We start from the raw sequence: 20,800 nt of genomic DNA, 5'->3' as shown, positions 1-20,800 counted from the left end.
CTAGATGATTAACATGGCATCGCCAAAACTAAAGAAACGATATTGCTCTGTTACAGCCTGTTGGTATGCCTTTAATATTTTTTCCCTTCCCGCCAAGGCACTTATTAACATAAGCAGACTTGACTTAGGCAGGTGAAAATTTGTAACTAATCCTTCAATCACTTTAAATTGATAACCTGGGTAGATAAATATATCCGTAAAACCGGATCCCGGTAATACTTGTCCTGCTTCATTTGAAGAAGTTTCCAAACAACGAACACTTGTGGTACCCACTGCGATAACACGCCCACCCCGAAGCTTTGCCTGATTAATCTCTTCGGCAGCCTGAGGCGTTATTTCATAATATTCCTCATGCATTCTGTGACTGGTTACGTCCTCAACCTGAACCGGACGGAAAGTCCCCAGGCCAACGTGGAGTAACACAGTTACGATGCTGACTCCCCTGTTTCTTATCTCCTCTAATAGCTCACGGGTAAAATGAAGCCCGGCGGTGGGTGCAGCAGCAGACCCCTCTTGCCGAGCATAAACCGTCTGGTAACGTTGTTTGTCCGTCAATGGCTTCTTTATATAGGGAGGAAGAGGCATTGATCCAATCTGCTCCAATACTTGTAAAAAAGGTTCTTGACAACTAAATTCTATTACACGGCCACCCACATCGGTATGGTCAACAATTTTTCCTTTCATTTTGCCAGAACCGAAGTCCAAAATCTCCCCTATTTTTGCCCTTTTACCAGGTTTAACCAGGGTTTCCCATTGGTTGGCTGATATCTGACGTAAAAGTAAAACTTCTATTTTGGCACCGGTTGAAACTTTCTCACCATAAATACGGGCTGGTAAAACTTTACTGTCATTCATTACCAGCACATCCCCAGGCTGTAAATATTGTAATAGATCTTTGAATGTTTTATGCTCTGTTCGATCAATATCCCTGTGAACAATCATAAGTCTGGATTGATCCCTTTGCTTAATGGGTTCTTGAGCAATTAACTCCTCAGGTAGTTCAAAATCAAAATCCGATAGCTGCAATCTATAGACTCCTTTGTTTAGCTTGGCATATCTAAGTAATAGTATTTCTTAATAACAAGATAACTATAACCCTTGGTCAACATGAACTTGGAAAAAATACACAAAAAATAATATTCGACAAGTTTTTACCATTTCCTTCTATCATTTTAATAAGTATATCTCATGATTTACCGTCGAAAGAAAAGGTTGATAATAAACGTAAGAAGAATACTTAACAGGATTGATGTGACCACTGGGAAATAAAAGGTAAAGTTACCTTTCCGAACGAAAATATCTCCTGGCAATTTGCCAATGCCAGGAATTTTGCCCACAATCAGTAGCATTCCTCCCAAAATGGCTATGCTAATACCTGCAAAAATTAGCATTTTTGCTATGGACTCAAAGGGTGTCACCTTTCTCCCACCTTTTTCTTAACAGGTCTATAATACCGGTCTCTTTCGCTGTAGATGCAGCCACAGTATTGCTGACGATACATTTCTAATTCCTTGGATTTAATCGTGGCCTCTTTATACCCCGGACGAAAATCTTGATAATAAAAAGGTACACCATATTGTTCAGCCAAATTTTCCCCCAGTTCTCTAATTAAATCATGTTTTTGAAAAGGGCTTACTAAAAGAGTGGTGCTAAAAGCATCAAAATTACCTTTCTTTGCCATTTGAGCCGCTTTCTTAAGACGCATGTTGTAACACAATTGGCAACGCTTGGTTTCCCGGTGAATCACCTCATGTAAGTATTCATCCAGCCGATATTCCTCGTCAAAGATAACTTTCCAATTTTGCTGCTGGGCATATTCCTCTAACTGATCCCTGCGCTTTTTAAATTCAGTATAGGGATGAATATTGGGATTGTAAAAAAGGCCGAATACCTCAAAGCCCTTGCTACGTAATTCATCTAAAGGATGGATTGCGCAGGGTCCACAACATGTATGAAGTAGCAATTTTTTCATTATTAATCACCATAATTGTATTTTTTATAAACCCAAAGCCCTCTGATTAAAAAAGAGAATTTTGCTCGAGTCCTTTCTGGGTCTCACGATTCATAGGAATCCCCAAATGCTTGTATGCCTGGGGAGTAACAACCCGTCCCCTAGGAGTTCTGGTTATTAATCCCATTTGCATTAGAAAGGGTTCTAAAACATCTTCCACGGTATCTGTTTCTTCACTGATGGCAGCTGCAATGGTATCTAACCCCACTGGTCCACCGTTAAATTTTTCGATAATGCTGCTGAGTAAGCGACGGTCTGTATGATCCAATCCCAGGGGGTCCACTTCAAAGAATTCCAGTGCCTCCGCAGCTACATCCGCGGTGATATCACCCTGGGCTCTCACCTGGGCATAATCTCTAACTCGTTTCAGCAACCGATTTGCTACCCTAGGAGTCCCCCGAGACCGACGAGCTATTTCCTCTGCCCCAGATCTGTCAATGACCACCTTTAAAATATCAGCAGCCCGGGTTACAATCCTTGTTAAATCTTCGTTGTTGTAAAATTCCAATCGACTAATAATCCCAAAACGGTCTCGCAAGGGAGATGCCAGCATACCCGCCCGTGTGGTGGCCCCTATTAATGTAAATTTAGGCAAATCTAAGCGGATGGAACGGGCCCCAGGGCCTTTACCCAATACGATGTCAAGGGCAAAGTCTTCCATGGCAGGATATAATATCTCCTCCACTGCCTTGCTTAAGCGGTGAATTTCATCAATAAATAACACGTCTCCGGGGGCCAAATTTGTTAAAATGGCTGCCAAATCCCCTTGTCTTTCAATGGCCGGTCCAGATGTAGTACGAATATTCACTGCCATTTCATTGGCAATAATATTACTTAAAGTAGTTTTCCCTAAACCAGGGGGTCCAAACAGCAAAACATGGTCCAAGGGTTCCCCCCTTTGTCGAGCTGCTTCGACAAAGATAGAAATGGTCTCCTTGGCCTTCTGTTGGCCGATATATTCACTTAACCTACGGGGCCGCAAACTAAGCTCCAAATCATTATCTTCTGACTGAGCCGTGGCAGATATTAACCGATCAGACATATCATTCCTCCAAGTTACCTGGACGGTGCCAGTTCTTTGAGAGCTATTTTAATCAAGGCAGATAAATCCTCTTCTGGTGCACTTTTTTGTGCCTTTTTTACTGCATCCCTGGCTTCTCCTTGGGAATATCCCAGTGCCAGCAGCGCCTCGACAGCCTCGTCTCCACTTCCCGTGGTAATGACCGATTGTTGTAGCGTACTATGCTCCACTGCTGCCATTCCCTTGAGTTTATCTTTCAGTTCCAGCAATATTCTTTGTGCAGTTTTTTTACCTACACCGGGTACTTTCACCAATTGATTAACATCTTCTATGGCTATGGCCGATCTTAGGTTGCTTGGCGGCAAATGTGACACTACTGCCAGAGCTACCTTGGGACCTACGCCCGCCACATTTAGCAATAGCAAAAAACATTCCTTTTCATCTTCCTTGGCGAAACCAAAGAACTGAATGCCATCTTCCCTTACACTCATATGAGTGAAAAGCTTAACCTCGTGCCCCAGAGCAGGCAACTGGGTGGTTGATGGTATACTTACATGATAGCCGATACCATTCACATCTATAACTACCCAACCTGGCCCATCGGCTGCTAATAAACCCTTTATATACGCAATCATTTTATCCTTCCTCCAAAAGTAGAACTCCATTGGGCATGGCAAATTGCAACGGCTAAAGCATCCGCAACATCGTCTGGTTTAGGAATCTCCGGCAGTGACAGTAATGTTTTAACCATAAATTGAATCTGTTGTTTCTCTGCCTTGCCATAGCCCGTTACAGCCTGCTTCACTTGCAAAGGTGTATATTCAGCAACCGGGATACTTGAGTTGGCCCCTGCCAACAGCGCAATGCCTCTGGCATGCCCTACTGCCAGAGCGGTTCGAGCATTTTTATTAAAAAATAATTCTTCAACAGCCATGCAGTCTGGTTGGTATCTTTTGATGATATCCATTAAACCCTGATAAAGTTTTTTAAGTCGGAGATCCAGGGGTAAGTCGGGTTCTGTTCTTAAACAACTATAAGTAATAGGTTTGTAGCGATTCCCAATAAATTCTATAACGCCATAGCCCGTTATGGCTGTGCCGGGATCTATGCCTAATATAATCATTTTTACCTCCAGAGAAAAGTTGACTGGGAATATTATACTACAAACTATTGTTCTGTTGTTTCAGTAAATTTATAATCATTATTTTACGCCTAAAGGCATTCAGAAAAATCGATACAACAGGCACCTATTCCGCCTGGAATTCGTCAAGGTTTTCTAGGATTGCATTTAGGGCTTCTTCACCAGCAAATTCCAACTCATATCGAAGTACAGCCTGGGTTTCCGGTGTCATTTGAAAGAAATCCATAGACTGTTGCAGTTTAACCTGAAAACCCGCAGACAGACTTTCAACTGGAATTGTATTTTCAACTCTTATCAGTTTTTGATTATACCCCAGGGGTCCTTGAAAAACCGCCAATTTGTTATTATAAATTCCTAAATGCCGAAAGTTTCGATGATAGCTGCAAAATTCTTTGACTTTCCGTTGGGCCAAGATCTCTTTATTATGGTAGCTTAGGGTATACCCCTGGTCAGTATAGAGACTCTCAATATCCTTTACATCCTTTATCTTCAGTGTTGAAGTATTTTTTCTGGCCACTTCTTCTATGTCACCACATAGAAACACATTTTCTTCCCGGATAACGGAATCCGGTTCAATAGCAGGTTGATTTGGCTGGGCAAATACTTGTAAAGCAGATAGATAATTGACATGTCCCTTGCCTAAAAGTTCTTCTCCACCCAGGGTTATTCCTGTAATAAAAAGAAGGATAATACCAACAAGGCCCAGGTAAAATAGTCTTCTGAGCATACTAACCAACTCCTTTAGTTGGCTAGTATTTCCAGTCTATGGGCCATTCAAACCCAAAGAGTATCTAAAATATATTAGAAAAACTTGGCTTGCGCCATACCCTATAGGGCACGAGAACCTTTAGGCGATGGCGTAAGCCTTAGTTACCTTTTACTTATTTCAAAGTATTATACTTCTAATATGCAAAAAACCGGGTTTCCCCGGTTTACTCTTCTTCGTAGTTTGTAAATACCTCTTGAATATCATCGTTATCTTCTAATAACTCGATCATTTTGTTCATCTTCTCAGCGTCTTCACCTTGTAATTTTACAGTGGTTTGAGGTACCATGGTTGTATCTGCGTCGGCCACAGGAATTCCTTGATCAATTAGGGCTGTCTTTACTGATTGTAAATCCTCAGGTGCAGTACTAATTTCAAAACTGTCATCCTCAACCTTTACGTCCTCGGCACCAGCCTCAAGGGCTGCCAGCATAATATCATCTTCACTCATATTGACCTCAGATCGATCAATAATAATAATACCCTTTTCATCAAACATCCAGTTCACACAACCAGTTTCACCCAGATTACCACCGTGCTTTGATAATATATGTCTTACTTCTCCGGCAGTTCTATTGCGATTGTCTGTTGCTACATTTAATAGAATTGCGATACCGCCTGGGCCGTAACCTTCATAACTAAATTCTTCAAAATTAGCACCGTCTCCACCGCCTGCGCCCTTTTGAATTGCCCTTTGAATATTGTCATTGGGAATATTGGCAATTTTGGCCTTCTCGATGGCAGCTTTCAGACGCATATTGCCATTGGGGTCTGCCCCACCATTTCTGGCAGCAATAATAATTTCTTTAGATAATTTGGTAAATACCTTCCCTCTCTGGGAGTCAATTTTAGCTTTTTTACGTTTAATTGTTGACCATTTTGAGTGTCCCGACAATGAAATACCCCTTTCCCTGAAAAAAGCTCGGTTTGCACTGGCTGTTCCAGGCTAACCTAGCTTCTTATTTAATAATATATTTTTATTAACGTACCGGAGGAGTCGGTGGCATAAACCTTTTGTGCTCTCTTTTTTTCTCTAAGGCTTGTATGGTCCTTTTCGCTTCTGCCAAAGTATCTCCGGTTAAGATATATTGATCCAAAGCTTCATAACTAATTCCCATTTCTTTTTCATCACAATGTCCAAACCACAAACCAGCTGAGGGAGCCTTATCAATAATTCTCTGTGGTATACCAAGCTCTTTGGCTAAAGCCCTCACTTCAGACTTAGCCAAGTTTGCCAGTGGAAGGATATCTGCTCCACCGTCACCATATTTTGTGTAGTGGCCCACTACCATTTCAGCTTTATTGGTGGTTCCTACTACTAAATAATTATGCCGATTTGAATAATAATATAAAGTAGTCATCCTTAATCTGGGTTTAATATTTACAATCGATAAATCACAACTATGAATATCATAATCTTGTCCAGTCAATCGCTGAATAAACCAGTCAAAGGGCTCATCTAATTCTATTTCTTCATAGGGCACAGACAATGTTTTGGCTAATAATTTTGCATCTGCTGCATCCTCTGGATTACTATAACAGGGCATTATAACACCCAACACATTGTCCGGAAAAGCTCGTTTACATAGAGCTGCAACACAGGAAGAATCGATCCCGCCACTGAGTCCCACTACCGCACCCTGGGCACCTGCTTTTTCAACCTCATCCTTAACCCATTGTGATAGTTTCTCCGCCAAGTCCTTCATCACTCAGACAAGCCCCCCCTAGGCCTTTTATAACTTCATAATATCATAGCTTGACCTCAGGCGCAAACAGAAACAAATTGAAGAAATCCTTCACAACCTCAAGCTATTTTTACTAGAAAATTTATCAGTATTGTCTGATTTATATAACTATTTTTACTAGTAACTATAGTTATACTATTTTCGCATTTGTGTACAATTAATTAGACGTATATTTCTAATAATTACTATTCTTGAATTGACAAGGTAATATTTAGATGCCTATAATATATTCAGAATCTTTATCATTTAAAAACAATTTTGTCAACAATGGTAATTATCTCGTGATTTCTCTTTCTTTCTACTTAATATGTATATTTTATTTTTCTAAATAATTATTTAAATAATTATTTAGAAAAATGTCTAAATATATAGACATGATTTAAAATTCTTGCTATCTTGTTGGGTGGTGTTTTTCCTCTAATAAGTAATAATTTTTAAAGAATATTTTCATTTGGCTCTATTTATTTTTGAAAAGAGGTGGTTTTAAAAATTAACATCATATCAGTTATAGGCAGATCACATGGTTTTTAACACCAAAGGGGGGTTTATGATGGAAAATAGAGATATAAAATTCCTAAATGTTCAAAAGATAATTGATTCACACGAGGGAAAGGTTTCTCATTTGATTGGAATATTACAAGAAGTGCAATCAGACTACGGTTATTTGCCGAAGGAAGTTTTAACCTACATAGCTACATCAATGGGAATCTCCCCAGCCACCGTACTGGGAGTAGCAACCTTCTATGCTCAGTTTTCTCTAATCCCAAAGGGCAAGTACGTTATCCGTGTTTGTGATGGAACTGCATGTCACGTGCGTGGGTCAGAGCCCATTATGATGGCGTTACGAAAGGAACTTGGCATTAACACAGAAAAACCAACCACGGATGATTTAATGTTTACTTTAGAAACAGTCTCCTGTTTAGGAGCTTGCGGACTAGCTCCAGTTGTGGTTGCCGATGAGGAAGTTCATGGTCAAATGACCCCGGATGGGATCTTAGAAATAGTAAGAAAATTGGCACCTGCTGCCAGTGAAAATTAGGGGGGACTATAGATGCTAATAAAAAGTCATGATGATCTAAAACAACTTAGACAGAAGGTAAAGGCTGCCCTTGATCAAGAAAAGATGCGCATCTTAGTCTGTGCTGGTACAGGATGTGTGGCCAACGGCTCTTTAAAGGTATACGCAGCATTAAAAAGAATGATTGAAGAAAAGGGACTTCTAACCAGTGTTGAGCTAGTAGAAGAAGTAAGTCACGAAGGGATAGCTGTAAACATAAGTGGTTGTCACGGTTTTTGTCAGATGGGACCTCTGGTTCGTTTTGAACCATCTGGACTACTTTACTGCAAGGTAAAAGAAGAAGATGCGGAAGAAATCGTTAATACAACCGTTCTAAATAACGGTATTGTGGAACGTTTATTATATGAGGATCCTAATACCGGTGAAAAAATTAAAACACAGGATGAAAACCCTTTCTATAAACGCCAAGAACGCGTGACTTTACGTTATTGTGGCCGTATTGATCCCGATGATATCTATGATTATATTGCGCACCGCGGCTATCGGGCCATCAGCAAGATACTACAGGAAATGAACCCAGAAGAAGTTATTAAGGAAGTTAACGATTCCGGTTTAAGGGGTCGGGGCGGCGGTGGATTCCCCACTGGTCGCAAATGGTCCTTTGCTGCTTCGCAACCTGGACCCAAGAAATATATCATTTGTAACGGAGATGAGGGTGATCCGGGCGCCTTCATGGATCGTTCTGTAATGGAGGGCAACCCACACTCCGTATTAGAGGGCATGATGATTGCTGGATACGCCATAGGGGCTAATGAGGGTTATATCTATGCTAGAGCCGAATATCCCCTGGCAATTAAACGCATGCGTAAGGCTATTGCAGACGCCGAAGCACATGGATTATTGGGCAACAATATTTTAGGCAGTGATTTTAATTTCAAAATTAATATCAAAGAAGGTGCCGGAGCCTTTGTATGCGGTGAGGAAACTGCTCTTATCGCCTCCATTGAAGGTGAACGCGGTATGCCTCGTCCACGTCCTCCCTTCCCGGCTGTTAAAGGTTTATGGGGATGTCCCACCATTATTAACAACGTAGAAACCTTGGCAAACCTACGCTACATTATCAACAATGGAGCTGGCGAGTTCAAAAAATATGGTACTGCCGGCAGCTCTGGAACCAAAACCTTTGCCCTGGCTGGTCAGGTGCAAAATACGGGTCTAGTAGAAGTGCCCATGGGCGTTACCCTGCGTGAAGTGGTATTTGACATTGGTGGTGGTCTCAGGGATGGAAAAAAATATAAATCTGTTCAAATTGGTGGCCCCTCCGGTGGTTGTCTAACAGAAGATAAATTAGATTTGCCCCTAGATTATGATGAATTAATGAAAGTGGGCGCCATGATTGGTTCCGGTGGCTTGGTTGTTATGGGTGATGACACCTGCATGGTCGAAACCGCCAAGTTCTTTATGGGCTTCGTGCAAAACGAATCCTGCGGCAAATGTGTCCCCTGCCGCGAGGGAACCAAACAATTACTGGCCCTTTTAACCAAGATAACTGAGGGAAAAGGAACTGAAGCAGATCTTGATCTTTTGGAAGAATTGGCACAAAACGTTAAGGACGGGTCTTTATGCGGACTAGGAAAAACTGCACCGAACCCGGTTCTGACCACTCTCCGTTACTTCCGTGACGAATATATTGCGCACGTACGTGACAAAAAATGTCCTGCAGGTGCCTGTCAAGCCTTAAAGGAATACTACATTAATCCTGAAAAATGCAAGGGTTGTACTGTATGTTCCAGAGTATGTCCCGCCGGTGCCATCACCGGAGAAAAGAAGCAACCCCATGTCATTAATGTAGATCTCTGCTTGAAGTGCGGTGCTTGTATGGAAAAATGTAAGTTTGGCTCTATAGAGATCAGGTAGCTGGTTATCTGAGAAAGGGTGTGACGTAATGAGTGGAAAAATTACCATTAATGGTCAAATTATAGATTTTACCGATGAAAAGAATATTCTGGCTGTTGCACGAAAAGTAGGTATTGATATCCCTACCCTCTGCTATCATCCTGAACTAACCATTGCGGGTGCTTGTCGTTTGTGTGTGGTAGAAATTGAGAGAATGGGCGTTCAGGCTTCCTGTTCTACCGCTCCCACAGATGGTATGGTGGTTTATACCAATTCAGAAAAAGTTAACAGAGTACGCAAAATGGTACTGGAACTCCTTTTGGCAAATCACGACCGTGAGTGTACAACCTGTGACTCCAGCGGGGCTTGCAAACTTCAAAAGTATGCCAATGACTATGGTATTAAACGTTTGCGCTATCCAAATCGTACAACAATGGCTCCATTGGATACTTCAAGCCTGTCTATTGTTCGGGATCCCAACAAGTGTATCCTATGCGGTTTATGTGTACGGGTATGTAAAGAAAAACAAGGCATTGGTGTATGGGATTTCAAAAACCGTGGTTCTCGTACTGATATTGTTGCCGCTATGGATCAGCCTTTGTCTGAATCTGCTTGTATTAACTGCGGTCAGTGCATCGCGGTTTGTCCTACAGGAGCCCTTACATCCAACTCCTCTTCTATACAAGAAATTTGGGCGGCCATTCGTGATCCTAAAAAGACCGTTGTTTGCCAGATAGCCCCGGCTCCCAGAGCAGCCCTCGGAGAAGAATTTGGCCTGGGTTCCGTTGATGTAACTAAAAAAGTCGTAACAGCTCTGCGTAAAATAGGTTTTGACAAAGTCTTCGACACAGTATTCACAGCCGATATGACAACCATCGAAGAGTCCAATGAATTTTTAAGCAGGCTTGTAAAGGGAGAGAATCTTCCCCTCTTTACCTCCTGTTGCCCCGGTTGGGTAAAATATGCGGAGGAATTCCATCCTGAACTGCTTAGCAATTTATCGAGTTGCCGGTCACCACAACAAATGTTTGGTGCTGTATTAAAGAAAAAGTACGCCAAGGAACTGGGGATTGCCCCACAAGATATGTTTGTGGTATCGGTGATGCCCTGTACCGCTAAAAAATATGAAGCAAAACGTCCGGAGTTTACCACCGAAGGCGCCTATGATGTAGACGCAGTATTAACAACTGTTGAAGCTGCCCGGATGATTAAAGAAGCTGGCATTATTTTCAATACACTAGAAGAATCGGAATTTGACCAACCGATGCAACAAGCTACCGGTTCTGGAGTATTGTTTGGTACCACTGGTGGGGTAATGGAATCTGTCATTCGTTACGTTGCCGGGAAACTTCTCAATGCAGAAGGCCGAGTTGACGTAGAATTCACCCGTGGTATGGAAGATACTAAAATTGCCAGCATAAATGTAGGTGACAATAAGCTAAATCTGGCTGTGGTAAATGGACTGTCTGCCACAGAAGCTTTAATTCAAAAGATCCAGTCTGGTGAATTAGATGTTCAGGCAGTAGAAGTTATGGCTTGTCCCGGTGGCTGTGTAGGAGGCGGCGGCCAGCCCTTCCAAAATGATAACGAACACCGCAAAGCCAGGGCCAGTGAAATTTATGGTATTGATGCAAAACTAGAGCTTCATAAAGCACAGGATAATGAAGATCTAAATAAAATTTTTGAAAAATATTGGGGTGGTTGCTGCAACCATGATACCCACCATGATTTGCACACCCACTATAATCCCAAAAGACGTGTTGCCGGTAATGAAATTGTAATCAAAGATGGTAATGGTCCAGAAATAACCGTATGTATTGGCGAAGGTTGCATGAAAAAAGGTTCCATTAGTTTAATAGAAAAGCTAGTTAACTTACCAGTTAAAGTCAAAGGTGTTTTCTGTCTAGAAAACTGTGGCAACGGTGTATCCGTTAAGGTTAATGATGAAATCCTACACGTCACTCCAGAAAATGCTTTAGAATCCATTCAAAAAAAGTGCGGTTGTAGTTGTGGTTGCTGCTCTAAATAGAAATGTTATAAACAGGTGCTTGTTTGCACCTGTTTTTTAATTTAGTGCAAGTAATTCAGATAGTTAATTTGTCGTTTAAAATCTTATAAAACTACTTGACGCTTACGAACAATCTAGAGTAGAATGAACATAGTTAAAATTGTTTGAATATTTATAATGTTTAAATTAGTATACCTTATTTAACTAAATATTTAATTTTGTCATATTTCAGACAGTTTTAACATTTGGAAATGTATAGAATATTTTTAGGGAATGGAGGTGTGACAGTTGGTATCTCAACAACTGATCAACGGGCACATGACAATTACAACCATTGCCAAATACTCCATCACCACTATATGTAGTTTTAATGCACCAAAGTTTGAAACCTATGTCGACGCTTACGATCAATTCATTTATATGTCAAAAGAGAAACAGATGGAGTATACCCCTCACTTTGACCATTATGGACAACTGGTTTGTATAACTTAAACAAATAGTTTTCAAGTGGCAACTAGTGTTTTACGAAAAGGTTTTACCACAACCCTTTAAAGCATAATTATTTATTACTTAAAAATATACTCAATTTATGATTAAGGGCAAATATACCATTGAAAGAAGGTGGTAGCTGCATAAAGAGGATATTATTTAGATAGGTTTGGGGTTTGGTGAAGGTAGTAAATTATAAAAACAGAATTTTTACTACCTTTAGTTTCGCTAGTTCTAATTTCAGATTAAAAAACAAGAAGCAGAATACGTAATGTCAAAATATTTGCTTCCGACGAAAGGAGGAAACCATATGGGTACTGAGTGCACATGCAACTGTAATCAGTCGAAGTTGGATGCGCTTTTTGCTCAATATAAGGGCAATCCCAATGGCCTTATTGTGGTCATGGCGGCCATTCAAGAATCTCAAGGGTACCTTCCCAAAGATTTGTTAGTAAGAACTGCCGAGGAGTTAGGTGTTCCTCTCAGTGACGTTTACGGTGTGGCTACTTTTTATGCTGCCTTTAGCCTTCGTCCTAGGGGAAGACATTCCGTGAACCTTTGTCTGGGAACAGCTTGTTATGTAAAAGGAGCACCTGAAGTTCAAAGTATGTTAGAAAAAGAAATGGGCATTAAAGCAGGTAATACCACGGAAGATCGGCGCTTTAGTCTGGATTTAGTAAGATGTTTGGGTGCCTGTGGTATTGCACCGGTATTGACAGTAAACGGTGAAGTTTATCCCCGTATGACTGCAGAAAAAGTAACTGAAGTGTTAAGCAAATATGAATAATACCTCCAGGGAGGTGAAGATAAATGAATTTTAAAGAATTAGAATTGCTAAGAGCAACTGCTAAGGAAGGTATTAAATTACGTTTGGGTGAAGAACCATCCGACAATTTCAAATATCACGTTTTAGTATGCGGCGGTACCGGATGTCATTCAGTTGGTTGTCAAAATACTTTGCAAGCTCTGCAAAAGGCAATTGACAGCCAAGGCTTGCAAGATACAGTTAAATTAGTGGTTACAGGTTGTATGGGTACCTGTGAAATGGGACCTGTAATAACAGTATTCCCAGATGGTTATTATTACTGTCGTGTTCAACCCGAGGATGCCGAGGAACTGGTTACTTCTCATCTGAAGGAAGGCAAGTATGTGGATCGTCTGTGCTATCACACTGCTGATGGAACTGTACAACCCCGCAAATCTGACATGACTTTCTTTAAAAAGCAAAAACGGAATGCACTCCGTAACTGTGGTCTAATCAACCAAACTTCTATCGAAGAATACATTGCAGTGGGTGGATTTAAAGCACTGGCTAAGACTCTGCAGGAAATGACTCCCCAGCAGGTCGTAGACGAAGTGAAAAAATCCGGTCTGCGTGGTCGGGGTGGCGGCGGTTTTCCCACTGGTTTAAAATGGCAATTTGTACTAGACCAAAAATCCGACCAGAAATATGTTGTTTGCAACGGTGACGAGGGTGACCCGGGTGCCTTCATGGATCGTTCTGTATTAGAAGATGATCCCTATTCTGTCATTGAAGCTATGACCATTGGCGGGTATGCAGTGGGCGCCAATAAGGGTTATGCTTACATTCGTTTAGAGTATCCCAAAGCCATTGATCACTTTAATAAGGCCCTTGCCCGTGCCAGAGAAGTGGGCTTGCTGGGTAACAACATTTTAGAATCAGATTTCAGTTTTGATATCGAAATTCGTGTGGGTGCCGGAGCTTTTGTGTGCGGCGAAGAAACTGCCCTCTTAGCCTCTATTGAAGGTCGCCGTGGTGAGCCTCGTCCACGCCCCCCCTTCCCTGCTGTCTCCGGTTTATTTGAGAAACCAACCCTGCTGAATAACGTTGAAACCTATGCTAGTATCTGCCCCATTATTATTAACGGTGGTGAATGGTATGCCACCATGGGTACAGAAAAGAGTAAAGGCACCAAGGTTTTCACTTTGGCCGGTAAGATTAACAACACTGGTTTAGTAGAAATTCCATTAGGCCTTACTTTACGCGAAATGGTAGAAGACATTGGCGGCGGAGTACCAAATGGCAAAGCCTTTAAAGCTGCCCAAACCGGAGGTCCATCCGGCGGTTGTATTCCTGCTGCTTATTTAGATACTCCTATTGATTATGAAAACCTAGCAGCCCTTGGTTCTATCGTTGGTTCAGGCGGTATGATCATTGTAGACGAAAGTACCTGTATGGTAGACCTAGCTAAATTCTATTTAGGCTTTACGCAGGATGAATCCTGCGGCAAATGTACCCCTTGCCGTATTGGTACCAAGAGAATGCTGGAAATACTCGAGCGTATTACAAAGGGATTAGGCAAGCCAGAGGATTTAGATCTATTAGTTGAACTGGCCAACTCTATCAAGGCCTCTGCCCTTTGTGGATTAGGCCAAACTGCTCCCAATCCCATTCTTAGCACCTTGCGTTATTTCCGTGATGAATTTGAAGCCCACATTAAGGATAAAACCTGCCCGGCTGGCGTTTGCAAAATGCCCCGCAAAGGCCTAAAATCCTAGAGGATAGGAGGGAAAAGGCATGGCAACTGTAACACTAACCATTGACAATGTAAAAGTTGAAGTTGAACAAGGTTCAACGATATTAGATGCTGCGAAAAAAATTGGCATTAATATTCCAACCCTTTGCTATATGAAAGAGATTAATGCCATTGGCGCCTGTCGTATTTGCGTGGTAGAAGTAGTAGGTGCCCGGGCCCTCCAGGCTGCCTGTGTTACCCCAGCTACGGAAGGCATGGTTGTAAAGACCAACTCAGCAGCCGTTAGAGCTTCCCGCAAAATGACTCTTGAACTGATTCAGTCTAATCACCCGCAGGAATGCAACACCTGCCTGCGTAACAACAATTGTGAACTGCAAGCTCTTTCCGAAGCCATGGGACTTAAAGAGGTTCGTTTTATAAGACCTTCCCAAAGCCATAGTAAAGACGATATCGACAACTCTTCCCCATCCATCGTTCGTGACCCTCGGAAGTGTATTTTGTGCCGTCGTTGTGTAGCAGTTTGCGAAAAGGTACAAGGCGTTAAGTGTATCAGTGCTGTAAACCGTGGCTTTGAAACCACCATTGCACCTCCATTTAACCAAGGTCTGTTTGATGTAAACTGCACCATGTGCGGTCAGTGCACCCTAGTCTGCCCCACTGGTGCCATCACTGAAGTGGATGACACTGGTAAAGTATGGCGCGCTCTGGATGATTCAACCAAACACGTGGTTGTTCAAACTGCACCCGCAGTACGCGTAGCCATTGCTGAAGAATTTGGTATGGAACCAGGCACTGTTAGTACCGGCAAACTGGTTGCAGCTCTACGTCGCCTCGGCTTTGATAGCGTCATGGATACCGACTTTGCAGCTGACTTAACCATTTTAGAAGAGGGTAATGAATTTATTAAGCGGGTCACCGAAGGTGGCGTACTGCCGATGATCACTTCCTGCAGTCCTGGTTGGATTAAATACATTGAAATGTATTATCCCGACCTGTTGGCTCACCTTTCCACTTGTAAGTCCCCTCAACAAATGTTTGGAGCACTGGTTAAGTCCTTCTATGCTGAGAAAAAAGCAATTGATCCAGCCAATATCGTCAGTGTATCGATCATGCCTTGTACAGCTAAGAAGTTTGAAGCCCAGCGTGATGAACTTAGGGACAGTGGTTATCAGGATGTGGACATTGTTCTTACCACCCGCGAACTTGCACGTATGCTCCGAGAAATTGGCATTGATTGGGATAATCTTTCCGATGACGATTACGATGCCCCAATGGGCTTATCCACTGGTGCTGCGGTTATCTTCGGTGTTACCGGCGGTGTAATGGAAGCAGCTGTACGTACTGTATACGAAGTACTTACCAAGGAAGCCATGCCAAATATTAACTTAACCCCAGTACGTGGCATGGAAGGTATTAAAGAAGCTACCCTTAAGGTTGGAGACCTAGATGTAAAAGTAGCAGTTGCTCATACCCTGGGTAATGCCCGTAAACTTTTAGATAAAATCCGTGCCGGCGAAGCCGATTATCACTTTATCGAAATAATGTGCTGCCCTGGTGGTTGTATTGGCGGCGGTGGTCAACCTATTCCTACGAACCTAGAAGTACGCCTTAAACGTATTGCCGGCACCTATAGGGCTGATGAAGCTTTGCCACTTCGTAAATCCCATGAAAACCCTGCCATCAAGGCAATTTATGAAGAATTCTTGGGAGAACCCCTGGGAGAGAAGTCACATAAACTTCTTCATACCCACTATGTGCCCCGTGGCGTTTATAGGAAACCAGAAGGCCTACCGAATAAAGTACCCTCAGGAGAACATCATTAGATTATATTTTGTTTTTATTAACCCGACGCAAAGTCGGGTTAATCTTTTCTTATATAGCTATTATATGCAATTTATATGCCACAATATAAAGCTAAGTATTTGTAAAATTTGTTCTATTTTATCTCTTTTTTAACGTTCCAAAGGTTATCATTGTTCCGTTTTAGAACATCAAAATTTGTTCTTTTTTAGTATTACTCTACCCCCAAGCAATCCCAAGGGACAATACTTCACTAAACAGCAGTACTAAAAAACGAAGGACCTTGCTTCAAAAGCAAGGTCCTTCGTTTTTTAGTACGTCGGAAAGTATAAAACTTTCCGACTTGCATAAGGGCAACTAAGGCTTACGCCGTCGCCTAAAGGCTCTTGTGCCCTATAGGGTATGGCGTAAGCCAAGTTTTCTTTAGAAAACTAAACCCTGAAAGTTAGCTATTTGTTCTTTGTTTGTCAACAATAGCCCTTAAAACTTGCCGCTGTTTTGAATCATTAAGTTGCTCCGGTAACCATCTGAAGGCAAATTTCATTAACGAAAGGTCATCCTTAATATCCACTTCTATTTGACTGTTTTGAACTATCGAAGGATTGGCCGTGAGTATTTCCCTAAACCTATCAAGATCATAACATCCCATAAAAATCATATCCATAATATGTTGGTCTGCACTCTTTTCCCCGGTTAACCTAATTTTAAGAGGAATCTGTCCAAATAGTTCTTCAGGTTCCTGGTATTCATACAGTCCCTGATTTTTCATCCATTCCTCCACAGTCCATCGTCTGCTTTCTTCCAACCCGTGGCAATGGGATTTTTCAAAGGCAACACCGTACAGTCCTTCTCCCCTTACTTCTATTGGTGCCATTCGACAGGACCAGGGTCTTACATTATACACTTTACAACCATAATCAGTTATAAAGGGACAAACCAGATTGTCCTCGCGCATTTTGAGGATTACCACCGGAAAGCCTGAACCTGGGACACGCATAACATGTGTATACATATTCAAAAACTCTCCTGATACCATTCCCAAGGATTGTTTCATACGCAACACATCATAGGGGGTTAAAAATATATTAATATCCCTGCAGCATTGCTTAAAACAGGAAAGGCCTTCATGGCAGGAAAAATTAAACGTATCTGTTGATTTCAAATTTTTGCTCATTCTACCCCTCACCTCTCGCTTGTTACTTTTATAACAATTATACCATAACTAGTAAAGACAGCTTTCAAAAATAAAACCACCTTTCCACCACTCCAAAATCACGGACTACTGACTTTTCTTTCAACACCAGAGGAGATAATGACACAACCAAAACTGGTGCGAAATTTTCTCCTAGTGCGTACTTAACAAAAAATATGGTAATTGTTATTATTTATTAAACATGAATATTTTAACCTTGCAGTAAGAATCAGAGAAATATGAAAGGGGATTATTATGAGTCTTTTTACTGTGGATTCTAATAAATGTAAGCGGGATGGCATTTGTGTTGCAGAATGCCCTGTTGGCGTTATTGAAATGGCTGGGAAGGAGGCTTTTCCCAGACCGGTAGCAGGTGCTGATCAAATCTGTATTAACTGCGGGCATTGTGTGGCAGTTTGCCCCCATGGTGCTTTAACTTTAAAAACCATGCAGTTCCAAGACTGTCCGCCAGTACAAAAGGACCTGCTTCCCAGTTCCGAGCAGACCATACATTTATTATCATCCCGACGATCCATTCGCACTTATAAAAAGCAACCTGTTCAACACGATACTTTATTAAAATTAATCGATATTGCCCGCTGCGCGCCCTCGGGTAGCAACAAACAACCTGTTAACTGGCTGGTTATTGAGAATACAAATGAAGTAAACCGCATGGCTGGTTTGGTGATAGATTGGATGCGTTTAATGCTGAAGGAAAACCCTGCAGCCCCTTTCACCAATTATGCAACTAGTTTAGTTGCTTCCTGGGAAAAAGGTGAAGATAAAATATGCCGCAACGCACCCCATGTGATTTTAACCCACTCCCCGGTCGCTCAACCAACGGCCCAAACAGATTGTGTGATTGCCCTTACTTATCTAGAACTGGCTGCATTCTCCATGGGGCTAGGAGCTTGCTGGGCTGGATTTTTAAACTTAGCTGCCAATGCTTATCCCCAGGCAAAAGAAGCCCTGGGAATACCCGGAGATCATAGATGCTGTGGTGCACTGCTCATTGGTCATCCAAAATATCGTTACCATCGTATCCCCCGGCGAAATGAACCGGTCATCTCCTGGCGCTAAGGGTTGCCCCGATAAAATTCAACAGTAATCACATTGCCAACAACCTACCTCAACTGTTGTATTACATGAGATAAAATTCTTTATCTTCCCATAATAAGACCCGCAATACAAACATTATTGCGGGTCTTATTATGAACCTAGAATACCTACCCCGTGCCACCGAGCTGTAGATCTTATTTCCCCAGGATACCTCCCTGTAATGTAACAAGGGCCGGCGGAACATCTCCCACGATGATGTTTTGTGCCAGTGGAACTTTTGTCGCAACCTTAAATACTTCTTTATATAACGGGATGGCTATCTGAAACTCCGATTGGAAATCTAACCAAATTAAATGACGGGTTTGGTTTATCCCGGCCCCCTCAAATTTGTCAATAACATCTACTCGAATAATCCCCAAGGGAATCATCCTTACGTTTAATTCCGGCCCTAAGGCAGCCAGCAGATGAATTCCCAGCAATTGCCCCACTGGAATGCTTATGCTTTGATTGTCCATTTGCTTAAAGCTTTCTTGAATCTCAAGGGTAATCTGATTGGATACTTTATTGATCTTCATTGTATCTGCCTGCACAAAGACAATTTTTCCTTCCTCATCCTTATGCAATTGGATGAAATCCTGATATTTTAATTGCTGCCGAGCTAAATTTTCCATAACAATTTTATTTACTATTTCCGTTGCCATATGAATGGCCTTGACCCGGGCAATGGTAAAAAGTGTGGGTTGCAGAAGACGATCTATAAAGACCACAGTTCCTACCAACCCCACTATAAAAAATATAATCAACAATTTACCGGATACTTGTCTTTTCCTCTTAAACAAAGCTTTCACCTCCACATCTTATCTATATGTGGAGGTGAAATAAAAGGTGATAACCTATAGCCTATTAGATTATTTATTTCAATATCAGTTTAGCAAATTTACGTTTACCCGTCCGAATAATCATACCTTCTTGTGGTTTCAATCTCATATTGGGATCAGTTGCTTTCTCTCCGTTAATTTTTACTGCCCCTTCTTTTATAAGCCTCCTTGCTTCGCTATTGGTACCAGCTAGCTTAGCCTGGGTTAGAAGCTTGGGTAACGCTACTAAACCTTCTTCAAGTAAATCCCCCGAGACTAAAAACTCATCTATTTCATCAGGGATTTCCCCCTTTTGAAAGACCGTTTTAAAATGATCTTCTGCTTGCAGGGCCGCCTCGGGTCCATGGTAGAATGTCACAATTTCTCTGCCCAATCTCATCTTCACATCCCTGGGATGCAGCGAACCATCCTCCAACCCCTTGGCAATTGCTTTAACTTCTTCTAAAGGCACTGGTGTAACCAACTCAAAATAGCGCACCATTAACTCATCTGGAAGAGACATTGTTTTTCCGTACATTTCTTGTGGTGGTTCATCAATACCGATATAGTTACCTAGACTCTTACTCATTTTATTTACACCATCAAGGCCCTCAAGAATTGGCATCATGATTGCAACCTGTGGTTCTTGGCCAAATTCCTTTTGCAAAGTTCGTCCCATTAACAAGTTGAATTTTTGATCCGTCCCTCCCATTTCTATATCTGCTTCCAGGGCAACAGAATCATAGCCTTGCATTAAAGGATAGAAAAACTCATGAATGCTGATGGGTAAATTTTCCCTCATGCGTTTTGTAAAGTCCTCGCGTTCCAACATTCTGGCGACCGTAGTAGTTGCAGCTAATTTTATAACATCTTCAAATTTTAAGGGAGCAAGCCATGTACTATTAAAGTGTACTTTGGTTTTTTCTGGATCTAAAATTTTAAAGATTTGTTGTTCATAGGTCCTGGCATTGGCCAGTACTTCTTCTTCCGTTAATGGTTTTCTTGCTACGGATTTGCCAGTGGGATCGCCAATTCGACCTGTAAAATCACCCAGAATAATAGTAATGTTGTGGCCCAGTTCCTGAAACTGACGCAATTTTTGCAACACAACAGTATGACCCAGGTGAATATCTGGGGCCGAGGGGTCTAGTCCCAGCTTAATATGTAAAGGTTTATTACTGGCAACAGACTTTTTTAACTTCTCTACCAGTTCCTCTTCAGGAACAATCTCTGCCACGCCCCGTCTAATAATCTCAAGTTGTTTTTGAAAATCTAACATTTAGAATACTCCTTTCAGAA

General features: G+C 41.7%; 20 protein-coding genes. 8 read left to right on the top strand and 12 right to left on the bottom strand.

Translation table 11 applies throughout. From position 1 onward, the window contains the following. From queA to nadE, 9 genes are all read right to left on the bottom strand, one after another. On the bottom strand, positions 1-1,026 hold the full coding sequence (gene queA, locus DRED_RS08935) for a tRNA preQ1(34) S-adenosylmethionine ribosyltransferase-isomerase QueA (protein ID WP_011878008.1): 1,026 nt from the start codon (positions 1,024-1,026) through the stop codon (positions 1-3). A 167-nt stretch (positions 1,027-1,193) separates the two neighbouring features. Further along, positions 1,194-1,418 carry a DUF2905 domain-containing protein gene (locus DRED_RS08930; protein WP_011878007.1) on the bottom strand — a complete coding sequence of 75 codons (225 nt, stop codon included), beginning with the start codon at positions 1,416-1,418 and terminating at the stop codon, positions 1,194-1,196. Further along, on the bottom strand, positions 1,415-1,972 hold the full coding sequence (locus DRED_RS08925; RefSeq protein ID WP_011878006.1) for an epoxyqueuosine reductase QueH: 558 nt from the start codon (positions 1,970-1,972) through the stop codon (positions 1,415-1,417). The genes DRED_RS08930 and DRED_RS08925 overlap by 4 nt, the downstream gene beginning before the upstream one ends. A gap of 46 nt (positions 1,973-2,018) precedes the next feature. Beyond that, entirely contained in the window at positions 2,019-3,053 is a 1,035-nt protein-coding gene (ruvB, locus tag DRED_RS08920) for a Holliday junction branch migration DNA helicase RuvB (RefSeq protein WP_011878005.1), read from the bottom strand. Between the two features lie 14 nt (positions 3,054-3,067). Further along, positions 3,068-3,667 carry a Holliday junction branch migration protein RuvA gene (gene ruvA / locus DRED_RS08915; RefSeq protein ID WP_011878004.1) on the bottom strand — a complete coding sequence of 200 codons (600 nt, stop codon included), beginning with the start codon at positions 3,665-3,667 and terminating at the stop codon, positions 3,068-3,070. Further along, positions 3,664-4,155: a crossover junction endodeoxyribonuclease RuvC gene (ruvC, locus tag DRED_RS08910; protein ID WP_011878003.1), complete on the bottom strand. Its 492-nt coding sequence runs from the start codon at positions 4,153-4,155 to the stop codon at positions 3,664-3,666. Before ruvC ends, ruvA begins: the two co-directional genes overlap by 4 nt. A 124-nt stretch (positions 4,156-4,279) precedes the next feature. Next, positions 4,280-4,900, bottom strand: coding sequence for a hypothetical protein (locus DRED_RS08905; RefSeq protein WP_011878002.1), 621 nt, complete (start codon positions 4,898-4,900; stop codon positions 4,280-4,282). A gap of 205 nt (positions 4,901-5,105) precedes the next feature. Further along, positions 5,106-5,834 (bottom strand): YebC/PmpR family DNA-binding transcriptional regulator, encoded by a 729-nt coding sequence (locus DRED_RS08900; RefSeq protein WP_011878001.1) that lies wholly within the window; start codon positions 5,832-5,834, stop codon positions 5,106-5,108. Between the two features lie 85 nt (positions 5,835-5,919). Next, positions 5,920-6,645 (bottom strand): NAD(+) synthase, encoded by a 726-nt coding sequence (nadE, locus tag DRED_RS08895; protein ID WP_011878000.1) that lies wholly within the window; start codon positions 6,643-6,645, stop codon positions 5,920-5,922. Between the two features lie 589 nt (positions 6,646-7,234). Between nadE and nuoE (DRED_RS08890) the strand changes: the two genes are divergently transcribed. The 7 genes from nuoE (DRED_RS08890) to DRED_RS08860 all read left to right on the top strand — a co-directional run bounded on the left by nuoE (DRED_RS08890) (position 7,235) and on the right by DRED_RS08860 (position 16,416). After that, positions 7,235-7,723, top strand: coding sequence for an NADH-quinone oxidoreductase subunit NuoE (nuoE, locus tag DRED_RS08890; protein ID WP_049755878.1), 489 nt, complete (start codon positions 7,235-7,237; stop codon positions 7,721-7,723). 12 nt (positions 7,724-7,735) lie between these two features. Next, a complete protein-coding gene (locus tag DRED_RS08885; protein WP_011877998.1) occupies positions 7,736-9,619 on the top strand; it encodes an NADH-quinone oxidoreductase subunit NuoF in 1,884 nt (627 codons plus the stop codon). A 28-nt stretch (positions 9,620-9,647) separates the two neighbouring features. Next, entirely contained in the window at positions 9,648-11,627 is a 1,980-nt protein-coding gene (locus tag DRED_RS08880; protein ID WP_011877997.1) for a [FeFe] hydrogenase, group A, read from the top strand. A 267-nt stretch (positions 11,628-11,894) separates the two neighbouring features. Further along, positions 11,895-12,098 carry a hypothetical protein gene (locus DRED_RS08875; RefSeq protein WP_041274546.1) on the top strand — a complete coding sequence of 68 codons (204 nt, stop codon included), beginning with the start codon at positions 11,895-11,897 and terminating at the stop codon, positions 12,096-12,098. Between the two features lie 307 nt (positions 12,099-12,405). After that, positions 12,406-12,882 (top strand): NADH-quinone oxidoreductase subunit NuoE, encoded by a 477-nt coding sequence (nuoE, locus tag DRED_RS08870; RefSeq protein WP_011877996.1) that lies wholly within the window; start codon positions 12,406-12,408, stop codon positions 12,880-12,882. A 23-nt stretch (positions 12,883-12,905) separates the two neighbouring features. Beyond that, the gene (locus DRED_RS08865) at positions 12,906-14,615 is read left to right on the top strand and encodes a NuoF family protein (RefSeq protein ID WP_011877995.1); all 1,710 of its coding nucleotides are present in this window, start codon (positions 12,906-12,908) and stop codon (positions 14,613-14,615) included. Between the two features lie 19 nt (positions 14,616-14,634). Next, positions 14,635-16,416 (top strand): NADH-dependent [FeFe] hydrogenase, group A6, encoded by a 1,782-nt coding sequence (locus tag DRED_RS08860; protein WP_011877994.1) that lies wholly within the window; start codon positions 14,635-14,637, stop codon positions 16,414-16,416. 422 nt (positions 16,417-16,838) lie between these two features. On the opposite strand, the gene DRED_RS08855 is transcribed toward DRED_RS08860, so the two are convergent. After that, positions 16,839-17,567 (bottom strand): YkgJ family cysteine cluster protein, encoded by a 729-nt coding sequence (locus tag DRED_RS08855; protein ID WP_011877993.1) that lies wholly within the window; start codon positions 17,565-17,567, stop codon positions 16,839-16,841. 273 nt (positions 17,568-17,840) lie between these two features. Here DRED_RS08855 and DRED_RS08850 point away from each other — a divergent pair, with 273 nt between their 5' ends. Then, a complete protein-coding gene (locus tag DRED_RS08850; protein WP_011877992.1) occupies positions 17,841-18,665 on the top strand; it encodes a nitroreductase family protein in 825 nt (274 codons plus the stop codon). Positions 18,666-18,838: 173 nt separating this feature from the next. On the opposite strand, the gene yunB is transcribed toward DRED_RS08850, so the two are convergent. Further along, positions 18,839-19,492, bottom strand: a complete 654-nt coding sequence (gene yunB / locus DRED_RS08845; protein ID WP_238442618.1) for a sporulation protein YunB — start codon at positions 19,490-19,492, stop codon at positions 18,839-18,841. Positions 19,493-19,556: 64 nt separating this feature from the next. Beyond that, complete coding sequence (gene tyrS / locus DRED_RS08840; RefSeq protein WP_011877990.1) at positions 19,557-20,780, bottom strand: tyrosine--tRNA ligase; 1,224 nt, start codon at positions 20,778-20,780, stop codon at positions 19,557-19,559. Between the last annotated feature and the right edge of the window lie 20 nt (positions 20,781-20,800).

The organism is Desulforamulus reducens MI-1 (genome assembly GCF_000016165.1).
Classification (GTDB): Bacteria; Bacillota; Desulfotomaculia; order Desulfotomaculales; family Desulfotomaculaceae; genus Desulfotomaculum; species Desulfotomaculum reducens.
This window is presented reverse-complemented; position numbering and strand designations above follow the sequence as displayed.